Here is a 15164-nt window from a genome sequence, read left to right as displayed (position 1 = left end):
GCCCGAGGATCAATCATGTTTGGCGGCGCAAATTGACACGGGGGGCCAGGAGGTCAGTAAACTATTCTGCACGGAAAATGTCACGGGGCATCCGTTTCCTTGGCCAACACCGGAAAGATGCTCCCATCTTGCAAGGCGACAATATACTCATCCAGAACTTCGTCCACATATGTATCCGATTTGGCAAACTTGTTAGAGTCCACAGCGATGCCCAAATTTCTCACCAAATCCGGCAACAGCGTTCGGCCATGGGAACCTGTCATTTTGAGAAACAAATAGAACTCTTTCTTGGCAAGGTCAGAGCGTCCAGCGTAACCATAGGCCATACCCTTGTATATTCCGGCCTCTACCTCCAGCCCTCCGACAACGACCCACTGGGATGTTTTTCTGACCAGATAATCCCAGCCCCTCAGCTTGTTAACGGAGTCAGTGAGAATTTGGACACCATATTGAACAATGATCTCGACGCCGGCCTCCTCATCTCCCAGCCGTAGATGGATCAAACCGGGGTAGAACAGATCGTTCCAAGCTGTGGGCTCCAAGCGTGAAACATTTGACGCGGCGACGAGGGCCTTTTCGATGTCACCCATAAAAACTACATGCAGTTGCATTGCGCGAACATACACCCATTCCTCATCGGGCCATTTTTCAATGGCGGCTTCAACCCGCTCAGTTGCCCGTTCGATCTCGCTGTGGGCCAATAAATGGCCAATCTCTTTATCCGCCGCGCTTTGAAAGTCTGGATCGATATTCAGCAGTTCTTGGTACACTTTGAACGCGGCTTCGTTTCCGTCGTGACGTTTCAAAAATGACGCTTTGTCCCAAAGCGTGTATTTGCCATCAGGGTCCACTTCCATTGCATCGTCGTAGTCCGCCTTTGCGGCCTCGATGTTCCCGTTTGCTTCGTTGATGCGAGAGCGCAAAACCCAAGTTTTGTAGTTCTTAGGTTGCAATTCCAGAGCCCTGTCAACATCAGCAATCGCCCGTTCATAGTCGCCATTACATCGATGCGCCCAAGCCCGTTCAGTCAGGAACAGATGACGGTATTCCTCGGTTGTATCTTCGGCTTCAATCAAGCTTGTACAGGCCGCAATGACATCGGATTGCGGCGCTTTCGAGCTTACGCAGGTTCTTGCGGGGTCTTCAGCCTTTGAGGGTGGACTGAGCCACAACAACGCGGCGGCGCAGGTGGTGATCAAAGCAGCAAGACGAACCTTCATTCAAACTCCCTGTTCTTAAATCAACTCATCTATAGGTAGTAACGATTGTGGTCGTTTACAAGTGAACTACCCACTTCAACCTACTGGAAAGTCGACCTCAAATCGGGCTCCGGTTCCAGACGGTACCAATGTTATCCGCGCGCCATGTGCACTCAGAAGGTTAGCGGCGATGGTCAGGCCCATGCCTGTTCCTCCGCGCTCGCGGGCGGTGGTGAAGAAGGGCGAAAATATCCGGTCGCGGTTGCCTTGGGACACTCCGGGACCGTCATCCTGTATTATCAATATTCCCGGTTGGGCGGACAGAGTTACATGCGCGGCCCCGTGCCGCTGGGCATTGTCCAGCAACTGGTGCAAAACGATCCGCAGGCCCGAGACCGCCAGCGGCAGAGGCTGTTCAGGGTTGTCGATTGTCAAGTTCAGTTCGGGGAACGTCTTGCGCAGGTCGACCTGTAAGTCGTGCAGAACGGATGTGCCGTGGTGTTCAGGCACACGCGCGGCGGCGACGCGGCGAAGAGCGCTCAGCTGCGTTTGCATCTGTGCATTGGCCCCGGAAATCTGCTGCAGCAAAACGTGGTCTTGTTCCGTGAGATTATTACTGTCCTGCAAAAGCTCGGTCGCTGCGTGCACGGCGGTGACGGGTGTTTTCAATTCATGCGTTACATGATCGGCGAAACTGCGGATCGAAGCCTCTCGGCGCTGCAACGTATCCGCCATTCCCAACACGGACCCGGCCAGTTGAGCAAGCTCTTGCGTGCCGAAATGACCGGGCGGGTTTGCGGGCTCTCCCTTTCGCACCGCCGCCGAATACTGCGCAAGCGCAGAGATCGGGCGCAAAAGCAGTCGCACCAGCAAGTAGCCCAGCACGCAGGTCGCCAGGCCGATGCCAATGGCCAGCAATGCGGCTGCATTGCGATAGCCGATTTCGGGGCCCAGATAGCGTAGGGCGATCAGGCCCAGCAGCGACAGGGCCAGAGTGCCCGCCAGCCCGCCGCCCAGAACAAAACCCAGTGAAGGCCGCCATTTACGCTTCAACCCGGCCATGCGCCCATCCGCAAGCCAATTCCGTGCACAGTTTCGATCGCGCCATTCCAACCTTGATCCCCGAGCTTGCGTCGCAGGTTGCGCAGGTGGCTGTCCAGTGTCCGATCCGCTACCTGACTACCGGCCCCATAAATTGCTTCAACCAGTTGCGGGCGTGAGACGATGGCCTCAGGCGTTTGCATCAGTCGCCTCAAAATCGAAAGCTCGGTCGCGGTCAGCGACAGGGCTGCCCCATCCAGCCGCACAAGATGACCAGATGCATCCAGTTCAACAGGTCCATGGCGCAGGATAGTCTGCGCGCTGCGCGTGGCGCTGCGTTTCAGAATCGCCTTGATCCGTGCCACCAGTTCGCGCGGGCTGAACGGCTTGGTGACATAGTCGTCCGCCCCCATTTCCAGCCCGAGAATACGGTCGATCTCATCATCATGGGCGGTCAGGAACAGGATCGGTACGTCTGATCGCGCGCGGATGCGACGGCAAACCTCCAGCCCATCCAGTTCAGGCAGGCCAACATCCAGAACAATCAGCGCAGGGTTCTCGCGCAGGGCGCAGGTTAGTGCCAGTTGACCGTCGCCGGCAGACACTACGTCATATCCCGCGCGTTCAATGGTGATCGTAACCAACTCGCGCAGGCGTGGATCGTCATCGACGACGAGGATTTTCATGGCCTGCCTCCGGGTGCAATTCGGTCCTCAGACTACGGATCACCCGGTCTGCGCGAAACCCCCATTCCCGCCAGTTGGCGATTTGTGGTGCATCTGGCCTACAAGCTGTTGGGCGGGGCGATGCAGCAATCTCGGCCGCAGCCATCGGGCCAAGCTGGCAGATGTAGTAGGCCTCATATCGATAAGGATGGCGCAGGTTTTCGCGGGCAATGAGCGCGGCAAAGTTCACAAAGCAACAGGCATAAAGAACGCCGATGCCCAGTGCTGCTGACCGTGTCACCAGCCACGAGTTCGGCCTGTCTTTCAGGATTTGCCACGCTGTCAGGCAAAGACCAAGGGCGACCAATCCCATCCAGATGGCAGCATGAACACGCAAATAGGTCAGTCCATAGGCAGCGACATATAGCGATAGCCGGAACAAAGACGACATCACCAGCAGCACGTTCTGGGCCAACCACAGCATAATCCAGGCTTTCAACGCGCGACGCTCTTTGATGAAAGGGCGGGCGGCCAGCGCAAATGCGCCCGCCAAGAGCGCGGTGGCCAGGAGCGGATAGGCTCCGCGATGTGCATATTCCGCGTGGCTCATGCCTTCGGGTAGTTCGGCGTTGCCCCAAAGAAATATCGCGTCCATTCCCGTTTGCACGGCAAGCAGTGCATTGAAAAGGATCAAGGCATTCGCAACGGAGCTCGCGTTCAGGCCGAAACCCGAAACTGGTCGCGCCCGATGGGGGCCGTGCTTTGGTGACAAAAGTTCGGGCTGTAGGGCAACGGCCAGAACGGGCCAGATCATCATTGCAGCGCCGCCCCAGAACAAGATGCGGTCGATACGAATGTCAAAGTGCAGCAATTGCTCGGTCCAACCAAGCAGAACCGGATTCGCCGTGATCATGAGCCCGCCCAACACCATGGCTCCGCCGGCCGGAAATCCCCAGTTCCGCCACAGATGATGCAAGAGACCTTTGGGACCAGACACCGACTGCGCATGACGCGCAGTCTCAATCGCCTGCCAGATGGCGAGCACCGGAAACAACGCCAGAAATCGTCGGACCGGGGGCGTTTCGCATCGGCCTCGCAGGGACCAGCACAATGCGACCGTCGAGCCGACCAGAAGAAATGCAACCGACAGGGCCTGCACATATTCGACCGTCGGCAGAATGCTCAGACCCATCAACACGGTCGGTCCGATAAGACCTTTGCGCGGCCCAGACAAAGCCCAAACCGCCGCGGCAATCGCCAGGACGAGCACGGCCAGCGAGATACCGGGCGCATAGTCGAACAACAAAAAATCCGCCAGCGCCACCAGTATCACCAGGGCGCCTATGGCCCGTTGGTTACTATGCCTGGATAGATTGTTTGATTTGTTTGGTTCCGGTTCAGGCGCGTCCATCCACCAACTGTCCTGCAGCACCGAGGGTGGAATGCCCCGTACGATAAACTGTCCCATGTTCTGCTCCATTCTCTTATGACCCAATCTTTGATGGGTCCCCGTGCAGAAGCCCGCGCATGAGTTGTGCAGATTTCGTGCAGAGACTGTTTTCTCTGCGTCGAGGTGATTTTTCCAACCTTCCCACCGCGTGCCGCCACCCCTTAAATCCGCCCTTTCCCTTCCCTGCCCCGCTGGATAGAAAGTTCTTCCAACCGGTTTTCAGGAGGCCCTTTTGGATCGCATCGCCCGCACAATCGCCACCCAGATCAGCGCCCGTCCCGAACAGGTCAAAGCAGCCATCGGCTTGCTGGACGAAGGGTCAACCGTGCCCTTTGTTGCGCGTTACAGAAAAGAGGTGACGGGCGGGCTGGATGACACTCAATTGCGGGTTTTGGCTGAACGGCTGGCCTATCTTCGAGAGCTTGAGGCGCGTCGGAGTACGATCCTGAATTCGATCAGAGATCAGGGCAAGATGACGGACGATCTGCTCAAATCCATCACAGGTGCCGAGACCAAGGCGCAGCTTGAGGACATTTATCTGCCGTTCAAACCCAGGCGTCGCACCAAGGCGACGATTGCGCGGGAAAATGGGTTGGAGCCTCTTGCCGATGCCATTCTGGCAGACCGAAACGCGGATCCCGATGAGCTGGCGAAGAGCTATCTGACAGAAGCCGTGCCGTCGGAAAAAGATGCGTTGAACGGCGCTCGCGACATCATCACCGAGCGGCTGACCGAAAATGCGGGCCTGCTGGGTGAGTTGCGCAGTTTCATGCAACGCGAGGCTTATCTGACGGCCAAGGTGATCGACGGCAAGCAACAGGAAGGTGTGAAATTCAGCGACTATTTCGACCATTCCGAGTTGTGGTCGAAGGTCCCATCCCACAGGGCACTGGCGATGCTGCGGGCCTCGAAAGATGGAATCGTCACGTTGGACATCGCACCTGATCCGGAAACAGGAGCGGTGAGGGCAGAAAGCATTGTCGCTGCTCATCTTGAAACGCGCGGTTCCGGACCGGGTGACGTCTGGCTGCGCAAGGTTGCAGGCTGGACATGGCGGGTGAAACTGTCGCTGTCGATGATGGTCGAGCTGATGGCTGACCTGCGCAGCCGTGCGCAAGACGAGGCGATTCAGGTTTTCTCGCGCAACCTCAAAGATCTGCTGTTTTCTTCTCCGGCAGGTGCCCGTGCCACTTTGGGATTGGACCCGGGCATTAGAACCGGTGTGAAAGCCGCAGTGGTCGATGGCACCGGCAAGCTGGTCGCGACCGAGACGTTGTATCCGTTTCAGCCCAAGAACGATCTGAGTGGTGCTCAGGCCGCGATCCTGAACATGATCTCGAAGCATCAGATTGAACTGATTGCCATCGGTAACGGTACGGCCAGCCGTGAAACCGAAAGAATGGTTGGTGATGTGCTGTCTATGTTGCCTAAAACCGTCAAAGCGCCGACCAAGGTGGTTGTGTCCGAAGCTGGTGCTTCGGTTTACTCCGCATCGGAACTGGCTGCGCGCGAGTTTCCTGATCTGGACGTGTCGCTGCGAGGGGCCGTCTCTATTGCGCGCCGTTTGCAGGATCCGCTGGCCGAGCTGGTAAAGATCGAACCCAAAAGCATCGGCGTTGGTCAGTACCAACATGATGTGGATCAGCATAGGCTGTCACAGTCTCTAGAAGCGGTGATCGAAGATGTGGTGAACGCAGTGGGCGTAGACCTGAACACCGCCTCGGCGCCTCTGCTGGCGCACGTGTCTGGTCTGGGGCCGGGGCTGGCCGAAGCCATCGTCGCGCATCGCGACATGAATGGAGCCTTTGTATCCCGAAAAGAGTTGATGAATGTCGCACGCCTTGGGCCACGCGCGTTCGAGCAATGCGCCGGGTTTCTGCGTATCCGCGATGGGTCTGAACCACTGGACGCCTCATCCGTCCACCCCGAAGCCTATGACGTTGCCCGCCGTGTAGTGAAGGCCTGTGGTCGGGATATTCGACAGATCATGGGTCAGGACGGGGCCCTGCGCGGTCTGCGGGCTGAGCAGTTTGTCGATGGAACCTTCGGCCTGCCCACCGTGCATGACATCTTTGCTGAACTGGAAAAACCGGGGCGCGACCCAAGACCCAGTTTTGTCACAGCAAGTTTCAAGGAAGGTGTCGAAGAGATCACTGATCTGAAACCCGGGATGACCTTGGAAGGCACAGTGACAAACGTTGCGGCGTTTGGTGCATTTGTGGATATCGGAGTGCACCAGGACGGGTTGGTACACGTCAGCCAGTTGGCGGATCGATTTGTCAAAGATCCGCATGAGGTGGTCAAAACTGGTCAGGTGGTCAAGGTCCGCGTGGTCGAAGTTGACGTACCCCGCAAGCGCATCGGGTTAAGTATGCGCAAGGATGGTGGTGCCTCAGTCCGAGGTGAAAGAACATCGCGTGGTGCGCACAAGCCAGGCGGTGGATATTCCCAGCATTCCCAAAAGGGCAAAACCAGTAAGGCGTCCAAAAACAGTGCGATGGGCGATGCACTGGCGAATGCGTTCAAAGGTAGTCGGCGATAGGACGGTGTCTCAGTCGAGCTTGTTTTTTTGCATCTGTGGTGTAATCCCGAAGTTCGCCCGATAGACACGGGAGAAGTGTCCGGGGTTTTCAAAACCGCAGGCGACGGCAATCTCGGTCACAGATGACTCGCTTTGCAGCAGCAGGTTGCGGGCACGCTCGAGCCGCATTTCCATAAAGTACTTTTTGGGGGACGCATTAAGGTACATGCCGAACAGCCGTTCAAGTTGTCGGGTTGAAATGCCCAGATGGTCGGCAATCTCGGATGGTGAGACAGGCGTTTCAATCCGGTCCTGCATGATCTGTATGGCCTTGGCCAAATGTGCGTTACGCATTCCATTGCGCGACTGCAACGAAACACGCTGTTCCGCCGTCGCATTGCGCACGGCGTTATAGACCATTTGATCCGCCACGGCGATTGCAAGATCCGCCCCGTGATCTTGTTCGATCAAATGCAGAATCAAGTCTGCGGTCGCTGTTCCTCCGGATGCGGTGATGTGTTTTCCTTCTGCTACAAAAACGCTGCGCACAAGGTTCACTTCGGGAAACGCCTCCATAAAGCTGTCATGGTATTCCCAATGGATTGCCGCCTGAGCTTCATCAAGGAATCCGGCCTCAGCCAATAGCCATGCTCCGGAACACAACGCCCCGATCGACGTCCCGCGCGCACGTTCCCGTCTGAGCGCCGCCAGCAGAGGACGGCTGGCATAAGAGCGCATGTTTATGCCTGACAGAACAAATAGCCGATTGCACTTCGGGATATCGACGATCCCCCCGTTCACCAGAGTCACGGTTCCGTTGGAACAGGTGGCCGTTTCACCGTTTTCCGACAGAAACGACCACTCATACAGCGCCTCACCGCTGACCAGATTGGCGATGCGAAGGGGTTCAACAGCGCACGAAAATGCAAGGTGCGAGAACTCTTCGATCAGTAGGAACGTGAAGTGCTGTGTCGTCTGCATGGTGTCCTGTTTAGCAATTTCCGAAAAGGGGGGTCGTATTTCACGCCCTGCCGTCAGTTTGCATACAGCATAATTTTTGTTTGTATACAAATTGTATTTCAGCTACACAGCCAAAGGGCGAAACCACGATACTATGGTGTTTCGCCCAACTGTTTGATTGAATTTATCTGGGATTCGGCGATGAAGGACACAGCGCGACAGAAGAAATCAGAGCTTTATGAGCATCTGAAATCGTCCATCCTGACGCTTTCCCTCCACCCCGGAGAAGATCTGGACGAAGCGTTACTGTCCGAAAAATTCAACCTTTCACGCACCCCGTTGCGCGAAGTTTTTCGCCAATTGGCCGGTGAAGGGTTTGTCGAACTGCGCGAAAACCGTGGGGCGCGCGTTTCAGGAATGTCCTACACAACCCTGCGCGACTTCTTTCTGGCTGCCCCAATGATCTATGGCGCGATCCTGCAATTGGCTGCCGCCAACGCGCGACCGAAGCAGGTAGAAGACTTGAAGGCCGCGCAGGAGGTGTTCAAAGCCTCGCTTCGGGCTGGTTCAGGGGCAGATCGGGCAATGGCCAACAACCGGTTTCACGAAATCACCGGAGATATGGCAGATAACATCTATCTATTGCCGTCCTTCAAACGACTGTTGATCGATCACGCGCGTATCGGCATGACGTTTTATCGGCCTCAGGATCAAAAGATGGCTGAAAACCTGTCTGAAGCCAGCGATCAGCACGACGCCATCATCGCCGCCATCGAGGCGGGCGATGAGGCGGCTGCTTCGCAGCTGGCAACCGACCATTGGAACCTGTCTCGTGATCAAATCGAATTGTTCGTCACGCCCGCGGGGCTGGACGTATCGCTGGGCACGATGTCCCGAAAAACACCCGCATGAGGATGCAAATGACCCCCCTGTTCAGATTTGACGGGATTTATACCCCTGTCGTTACACCCTACCACTCTGACGGCAGTATCAACTGGGACGCGCTGTCGGACGTGATCGAATACCTGATCAGTTCGGGCGTGCACGGGCTGATATCCGGCGGCTCGACCGGTGAGAACTATTCACAGACTGTGCCGGAACGGCTGGAGCTTGCCCGATTTACGCACGAACAACTGAAGGGCCGTTTGCCGTTGGTCGTGGGCACTGGTGCGATGATGACGCCGGATTCAATTGCTCTGGCCACAGGCGCGCGTGAGATCGGGGCAGATGCGATCCTGCTGGCCAGCCCTGCCTATTCGGTTCCAACCGACCAGGAAAACGCGTTGAATGCTCTGGCCATCGACAAGGCCGCTGATCTGCCGGTTATGCTGTACAATTACCCTCACCGCACGGGCACGATGATGGGAGAAGAATTTCTGGATCGCGTTGGTCGCAGCCGGAATTTCTGCGGCATCAAGGAAAGCTCGGGCGATATCAATCGGGTGCATCTGCTGGCGCGGGATTATCCGCATATTCAGCTTGGCTGCGGAATGGACGATCAGGCGCTGGAATTCTTCGCCTGGGGCGCTCCGTTCTGGGTGTGCGGCGGATCGAACTTTCTGCCTGCTGAACACGTCGCGTTGTACAACGCCTGTGTGATCGAAGGCAACTTCGCCAAAGGGCGCCGCATCATGAGTGCGATGATGCCCTTGATGCGGGTGCTGGAACAGGGTGGCAAATTCATTCAGACCATCAAGCATGGCGTGACTATGAACGGGATCGATGCGGGATCGATGCGGCCTCCGCTCAAGGGTCTGAACAAGGATGACAAACGTGCGCTGGAACAGGTGACGCGCGTGCTCAAGAAAACAATCGCTGACATCGTGGCTGAGGGGTAAGAGACATGGATCTGCTGACACAGGACGAATACAAATCCATTGCCGAAGGTCTGTCCCTGCCGACCGGAGCCTTCATTGATGGAGCATTCCGCCCAGCAATCTCGGGCGAGACGTTTGAGACGGTGAACCCCGCCACAGGCGACAAGCTGGCAGACATTGCGGCTTGCGGCGCGGAGGATGTGGATTTTGCCGTCAAAAAGGCGCGTGAAGCTTTTGATGATGGCCGTTGGTCTAAGATGCACCCTTCAGACCGCAAGGATGTATTGATCCGGCTTTGCAAATTGATGAGCCGAAACGCACGCGAACTGGCGGTGATGGAAAGCATCGACAGCGGCAAGACGATTTTCGACTGTGAAACCGTGGATGTGCCCGAGACCATCCATTGCCTGAAATGGCATGCCGAGGCGATTGATAAAATCTACGATCAGGTTTCTCCCGCCAGTGATGATCACATTGCGATGATCGTTCGCGAGCCCATCGGCGTCGTCGGGCTGGTTCTGCCCTGGAATTTCCCCCTGTTGATGTTGGCTTGGAAAATCGGTCCCGCCTTGGCTGCTGGTTGTTCAGTCGTTGTGAAACCGGCGGCTGAAACCACCCTGACTGCATTGCGACTTGCGGAACTAGCGATGGAAGCTGGCTTGCCGCGCGGCGTGCTGAACATAGTGCCCGGAGGTGGGGCCGAGGTCGGTGAGCCAATCGGTCGCCACCTGGATATCGACATGGTGTCCTTCACGGGATCGACCGCTACGGGCAAGCGGTTCCTGACATATTCGGCAGAAAGCAACGCCAAGGAAGTGGTGCTTGAGATGGGCGGCAAGAATCCGGCCATTGTTATGGATGACACCGAAAACCTGGATCGCGTGGCGGCCCATATCGTAAACGGCGCGTTTTGGAACATGGGCGAGAACTGCTCGGCCTCGTCTCGCTTGATTGTACACAAGGACGTAAAGGCGGATCTGCTGGATCGCATTTCTCATCACGCAAAACAGTGGAATGTCGGAGATCCCCTTGACCCGGAAACACGCCTTGGTGCGTTGGTCAGCGAAGGACATTTTTCGAAAGTCTGCGGCTACCTTGAGCAAGCCGAGAATGTGGTGATCGGAGGCAAAGCCGACAAAGGATTTGTCGAAGCGACCGTCGTCGAGGTTCCCGGAAACGACTCCACTTTGGCGCGAGAAGAGATCTTTGGCCCTGTGTTGTCGGTGATCGAGGTGTCGGGATTCGATGAGGCGATCCGGATCGCAAATGACACTGACTATGGGCTGTGTGCCTCGATCTTCACGGCTAACGCCAAACGCGCCATTCGCGGTGCGCGGGCTATTCGGGCTGGCACCGTCACAATCAACAGTTTCGGCGAGGGCGATATCTCCACTCCGTTCGGCGGCTATAAACAGTCTGGTTTTGGCGGGCGCGACAACTCGGTCCATGCGCATGACCAATACACCCAGTTGAAAACCATCTGGATTGATTTGGCTGATGACGCTGACGAGGCGGTGGATTGACAACCCACACCGCAAAGCGCTTGCCGCGTCAGACCGGTCCGGCGGGATGGAACGCCATCCTGCCACCACAAACGCGCTTGCCACGGCTGCAACAGAATATCTCGGCCGATATCACAATTGTCGGCGGCGGATTTGCGGGCCTCAGCGCCGCACGCCGCCTGCATCAGCTTGATCCATCACTCAGGATTGTTCTGCTTGAAGCCGGACAGTTTGCCGAGGGTTCTGCCGGGCGCAATTCCGGTTTCATGATCGATCTGCCGCATGATCTGGCGTCAGACAATTATGCCGGTGACGGGCTTGAGGCAGATCGGGCGACGATTGCTTTGAACCGGCAGGCCATCGGGTTTGCCAGCGACGTGGCGAATGATTGTGGCCTGCCGACCGAGATGTTCGACCCGTGTGGCAAATTCAACGCTGCGGCCACCCAAGCCGGGGATCGTCACAATCGCGAATTTGCTGCGCATCTGGAACGATTGGGGGAATCCTTCACCTTCTGCGATCAGCAGCAGATGCAAGAGATCACCGGCAGCCCGCATTATACGTCTGGCCTCTATGCACCGGGCACTGTGATGATCCAGCCCGCGGGATATGTCAGGGCGCTGTCATTGCATCTAAACACACAGATTGGTCTTTACGAAAACTCACCAGTAATCGCCTTTGAAAAGCAAGGAGCGAGTTGGTTGGTGAAAACACCAGATGCGCAGATTGCGACCGGGCGCATCATTCTGGCCAACAACGGGCATCTTGAAAGTTTTGGATTCTTTGAACGAAGGCTGATGCATATCTGCCTGTATGCTTCAATGACCGAAAGGCTGACGGTCGAGCAGGTCAGTACGCTTGGTGGTAAAAAGCGCTGGTCCGTGACCCCTGCTGATCCGTTGGGCACGTCAGTCCGGCGGATATCTGGCAGTTATGGTGACCGCATCCTGATCCGTTCCTGTTCCGGATTTCGTCCAACCATGGAAAGCGGCCCCAGGCAGTTACAAAAAGCAGGGCGGGTGCATGATCGCAAATTCCAGGAACGGTTCCCCCACTTGCCAGATGTAAGGATGGAACATCGCTGGGCAGGAATGCTGTGTCTCAGTCGAAATGGATCGGCGGCCTTTGGCGAATTGGAAAATGGCGTTTTTTCAGCCTGTTGCCAGAACGGGTTGGGTATCACGCGTGGAACCTTGCAAGGCATGGCGATTGCCGAGCTGGTGGCAAAGGGCGGATCCGACATTGCCAACCATTTTCTGGCCCAACCGGTACCACCACGCCTGCCGCCCGAGCCCTTCGCGTCGTTGGGGGCAAACAGCTATCTGGCCTGGAAAGAATGGCGCTCGGGCAAGGAGTGACCGTCCCGAACGCATTTCGCTTAGTAGCTTTGGTTCAGCTCATCGGCTGCAGGGATTTCCCGCTCACGCCGGGCAATGTAGTCCAGCAACTCTTCATTCTTAGCTACATCCAGTGTCGGTTCTTCATACTCTGACAGCAATTTACGTGCGTGTTTGAGTGCACGCTCGGTGATTTCAACTTCACCCTCAGCTATCCATTGCTCGATCGAGTTATTGTCGAACATATCGGGCATGAAGAATGCGCTTTGAAAATTCTCTTGCGTGTGTGAATGCCCCAGATAGTGACCGCCAGGCCCGACATCCGGAACGGCGGCCAATGCCTGATCGAAATCGCCCCATTTCGGACCCTCGGCCATTCGGTACGCCATGGCGCATTGTTCAGCATCAACAATGAATTTGGCGACCGAGCAATGCATTCCGGCCTCGTTCCAGCCAGCACTATGCCAAATGTAGTTCGCCCCGGCATGTATCACCGCGCTGAGAGTTGTTGCGGATTCATATCCAGCTTGCGCATCAAAGGTCTTGGCACCGCCCAAAGTATTCGAAGTGCGCCATGGTACGTCGTAATACCGCGCCATCTGACCAATCATAAAGTTCATCAGGCTTATCTCGGGCGTGCCTGCCATCGGAGCACCCGACTTCATCGAAACAGTCGACAAGTAATGCCCATAAATCGCCGGGGCCCCTTTGCGGATCACCTGTGTGTAGGTCAGCGCGCTCAACGCCTCGGCATTCAGCTGCGCGACTGTTGCGGGGACGCTGGCAGGCGTATTGGCGCCTCCCAACACAAAGGGCGAACACAAAACCGGCTGATTCCGGCGACAAAACGCGCGCATCGCGCCCAGCATGGTTTCATCCCAAACCAACGGAGAGTTTCCGTTGCAATTCCCTGTCGTTACCGGATGATCCTCAAGAAAATCCTCGCCAAACAGGATCGCGCACATGTCCATCACATCCTCGGCGTTCTTAGGTGAAGTTGTCATGCCCATGAACGTCTTGTCCGAGTGTTTCATTGACGAGTAGGTTATCCGAAGATGACGCTGGCTGATCGGGTGGTCATAGGGCTCGACAATGTGATGTGCTGATGAATGCAGTGCAGGCATCATGTGGCTGAGCTTGTGGAACATAGCCAGATCGTCCAGCATCGGATTTCGACGCACATCTTCAAGATCACGCAGAAACGGCGCACCGGTCATAGGCACAAAGATCGAATGCTTACCGCCAAGGCGGACATTCTTCTTCGGATCGCGGGCGTGGTATGTAAAATCGGACGGTATCGTCGCAATCAGTTCTCGGACAAGTCCACGGTCCAGAAAAACAAGCTCGCCTACGACTTTGGCCCGTGTCCGTTTCCAATCCTCTAACGCAATCGGATCACGAAACTGTACGCCGACGTTTTCGAGAATATCCATCGATGCATTGTCAATTAATTCGACTTGTGCACCATCCATGACCTCACAATCCGGAATACCGCGCGTCAGGCCAGGAAGCATGTCAAATTGGGGTGCCGTTCGCAGGGCGCGCCGTGCAGACCGACCGCCAGCACGCGCGCGAGATTGGATTTGCGTCTCCATCTATGTCCTCCATGATTTCCGTTGATCATAGCAGCGCGCAGGCATCAGCGTTTGACGATTCACGAAATCCGCTTGCAGGAAGCGACATGGAGGACCTTGCGATCAACCTATATGGCGCATTCGGTTCAGCCCCGCATTTTTGACGGACGGGCAACGGAAATTGCGGTTCCGGCAGTATCACAAATTTCGACACATCGCGGTGGAGGCGTCCGATCCGTAAAAAACGTATCGATATCTGCAAGCGACGCAATACGCGCAGGGGCCTTGCGATCAAACTTGGATGCGTCGGCTGCAAGAAATACATTGTCACTCCGACTGATGATTTCTTTGCTTACGCCTACCTCGCGCATGTCGAAGTCCAGAATGTCGCCTTCATCATGCAGCGCAGAACAACCGATCACGGCAAAATCGAACCGGAATTGCGAAATGGTTTGGCGTGTCAGGTCTCCGACCATGCCTCCATCGGAACGGCGGAGATTGCCGCCTGCGACAACAAGCTCGATTTCGCTGTGGTTGGACAGGATGACAGCGATATTGAGATTGTTCGTGACCACCAGCAGACCGCTGTGGCCTGTCAGTTCAGCAGCGATTGCCTCGGTCGTCGTACCTATATTCAGAAACAAGGAGCAGTCGTTTGGAATATGCTTTACGCATTCCCGCGCAATATCAACCTTGGACGCCTGATTGAGCTCTCGGCGTTCGGCATATCTGATGTTCACTGTATTTGACGGCAATACCGCACCGCCATGTACCCGTTCTAATTGCCCTGCTTCGGCCAGTTCGGTTAGGTCTCGACGGATGGTTTGAGGTGTAACGCCAAAAAATTCGACAAGCCTGTCGACCGTCACCTTCCCCTCGCGGCGGGCAATGTTGATGATTTCGGGCTTTCTAAGTTTCTGCACCATAAGACGTGCCTGCAGGGTTCTGATCTTCCAGACCATAGGGCCAAAAGAAATAGAATCGCAAATCAGATTGTTCGTTTTTTACGTGTTTGCTTAGATATCGGCGAGAAATTTCTGTTCTAGTAGATATTTTTCCATTTGATTTCATATCATTCCTGCAAAAGAATATAAACGA

12 protein-coding genes are annotated in these 15164 nt (G+C 55.9%); 5 read left to right on the top strand and 7 right to left on the bottom strand.

What is annotated here, in order from left to right; translation table 11 throughout:
- Positions 1–80: 80 nt before the first annotated feature.
- From ACR0FG_RS03140 to ACR0FG_RS03125, 4 genes are all read right to left on the bottom strand, one after another.
- Positions 81–1220, bottom strand: coding sequence for a tetratricopeptide repeat protein (locus ACR0FG_RS03140; RefSeq protein ID WP_480889983.1), 1140 nt, complete (start codon positions 1218–1220; stop codon positions 81–83).
- A 75-nt stretch (positions 1221–1295) separates the two neighbouring features.
- The gene (locus tag ACR0FG_RS03135; protein WP_480889981.1) at positions 1296–2261 is read right to left on the bottom strand and encodes a sensor histidine kinase; all 966 of its coding nucleotides are present in this window, start codon (positions 2259–2261) and stop codon (positions 1296–1298) included.
- Entirely contained in the window at positions 2249–2926 is a 678-nt protein-coding gene (locus tag ACR0FG_RS03130) for a response regulator transcription factor (protein ID WP_480889979.1), read from the bottom strand. Before ACR0FG_RS03130 ends, ACR0FG_RS03135 begins: the two co-directional genes overlap by 13 nt.
- Complete coding sequence (locus ACR0FG_RS03125; protein WP_480889976.1) at positions 2904–4373, bottom strand: DUF4153 domain-containing protein; 1470 nt, start codon at positions 4371–4373, stop codon at positions 2904–2906. Before ACR0FG_RS03125 ends, ACR0FG_RS03130 begins: the two co-directional genes overlap by 23 nt.
- A gap of 214 nt (positions 4374–4587) precedes the next feature.
- Between ACR0FG_RS03125 and ACR0FG_RS03120 the strand changes: the two genes are divergently transcribed.
- A complete protein-coding gene (locus ACR0FG_RS03120) occupies positions 4588–6897 on the top strand; it encodes a Tex family protein (protein ID WP_480889974.1) in 2310 nt (769 codons plus the stop codon).
- A 9-nt stretch (positions 6898–6906) separates the two neighbouring features.
- Here the strand turns inward: ACR0FG_RS03120 and ACR0FG_RS03115 are convergent, their stop codons facing one another.
- On the bottom strand, positions 6907–7857 hold the full coding sequence (locus ACR0FG_RS03115; protein WP_480889971.1) for a GlxA family transcriptional regulator: 951 nt from the start codon (positions 7855–7857) through the stop codon (positions 6907–6909).
- A gap of 180 nt (positions 7858–8037) precedes the next feature.
- On the opposite strand from ACR0FG_RS03115, the gene ACR0FG_RS03110 reads away from it, so the two are divergent.
- Genes ACR0FG_RS03110 through ACR0FG_RS03095 form a run of 4 tightly spaced genes read left to right on the top strand, consistent with a single transcriptional unit; the run spans position 8038 to position 12513 of the window.
- On the top strand, positions 8038–8748 hold the full coding sequence (locus ACR0FG_RS03110) for a GntR family transcriptional regulator (RefSeq protein WP_480889968.1): 711 nt from the start codon (positions 8038–8040) through the stop codon (positions 8746–8748).
- An 8-nt stretch (positions 8749–8756) separates the two neighbouring features.
- Complete coding sequence (locus ACR0FG_RS03105) at positions 8757–9674, top strand: dihydrodipicolinate synthase family protein (protein ID WP_170710687.1); 918 nt, start codon at positions 8757–8759, stop codon at positions 9672–9674.
- Positions 9675–9679: 5 nt separating this feature from the next.
- The gene (locus tag ACR0FG_RS03100) at positions 9680–11176 is read left to right on the top strand and encodes an aldehyde dehydrogenase (RefSeq protein ID WP_480889965.1); all 1497 of its coding nucleotides are present in this window, start codon (positions 9680–9682) and stop codon (positions 11174–11176) included.
- On the top strand, positions 11173–12513 hold the full coding sequence (locus tag ACR0FG_RS03095) for an NAD(P)/FAD-dependent oxidoreductase (RefSeq protein WP_480889962.1): 1341 nt from the start codon (positions 11173–11175) through the stop codon (positions 12511–12513). Before ACR0FG_RS03100 ends, ACR0FG_RS03095 begins: the two co-directional genes overlap by 4 nt.
- Before the next feature lie 20 nt (positions 12514–12533).
- Here ACR0FG_RS03095 and ACR0FG_RS03090 read toward each other — a convergent pair whose 3' ends face one another.
- Both ACR0FG_RS03090 and ACR0FG_RS03085 read right to left on the bottom strand, forming a co-directional pair.
- Positions 12534–14087 carry a trimethylamine methyltransferase family protein gene (locus ACR0FG_RS03090; protein WP_480889959.1) on the bottom strand — a complete coding sequence of 518 codons (1554 nt, stop codon included), beginning with the start codon at positions 14085–14087 and terminating at the stop codon, positions 12534–12536.
- Between the two features lie 125 nt (positions 14088–14212).
- Positions 14213–14992 (bottom strand): DeoR/GlpR family DNA-binding transcription regulator, encoded by a 780-nt coding sequence (locus ACR0FG_RS03085; protein ID WP_480889957.1) that lies wholly within the window; start codon positions 14990–14992, stop codon positions 14213–14215.
- Positions 14993–15164: the final 172 nt, after the last annotated feature.

The organism is Ruegeria sp. E1, assembly GCF_056534225.1.
This window is presented reverse-complemented; position numbering and strand designations above follow the sequence as displayed.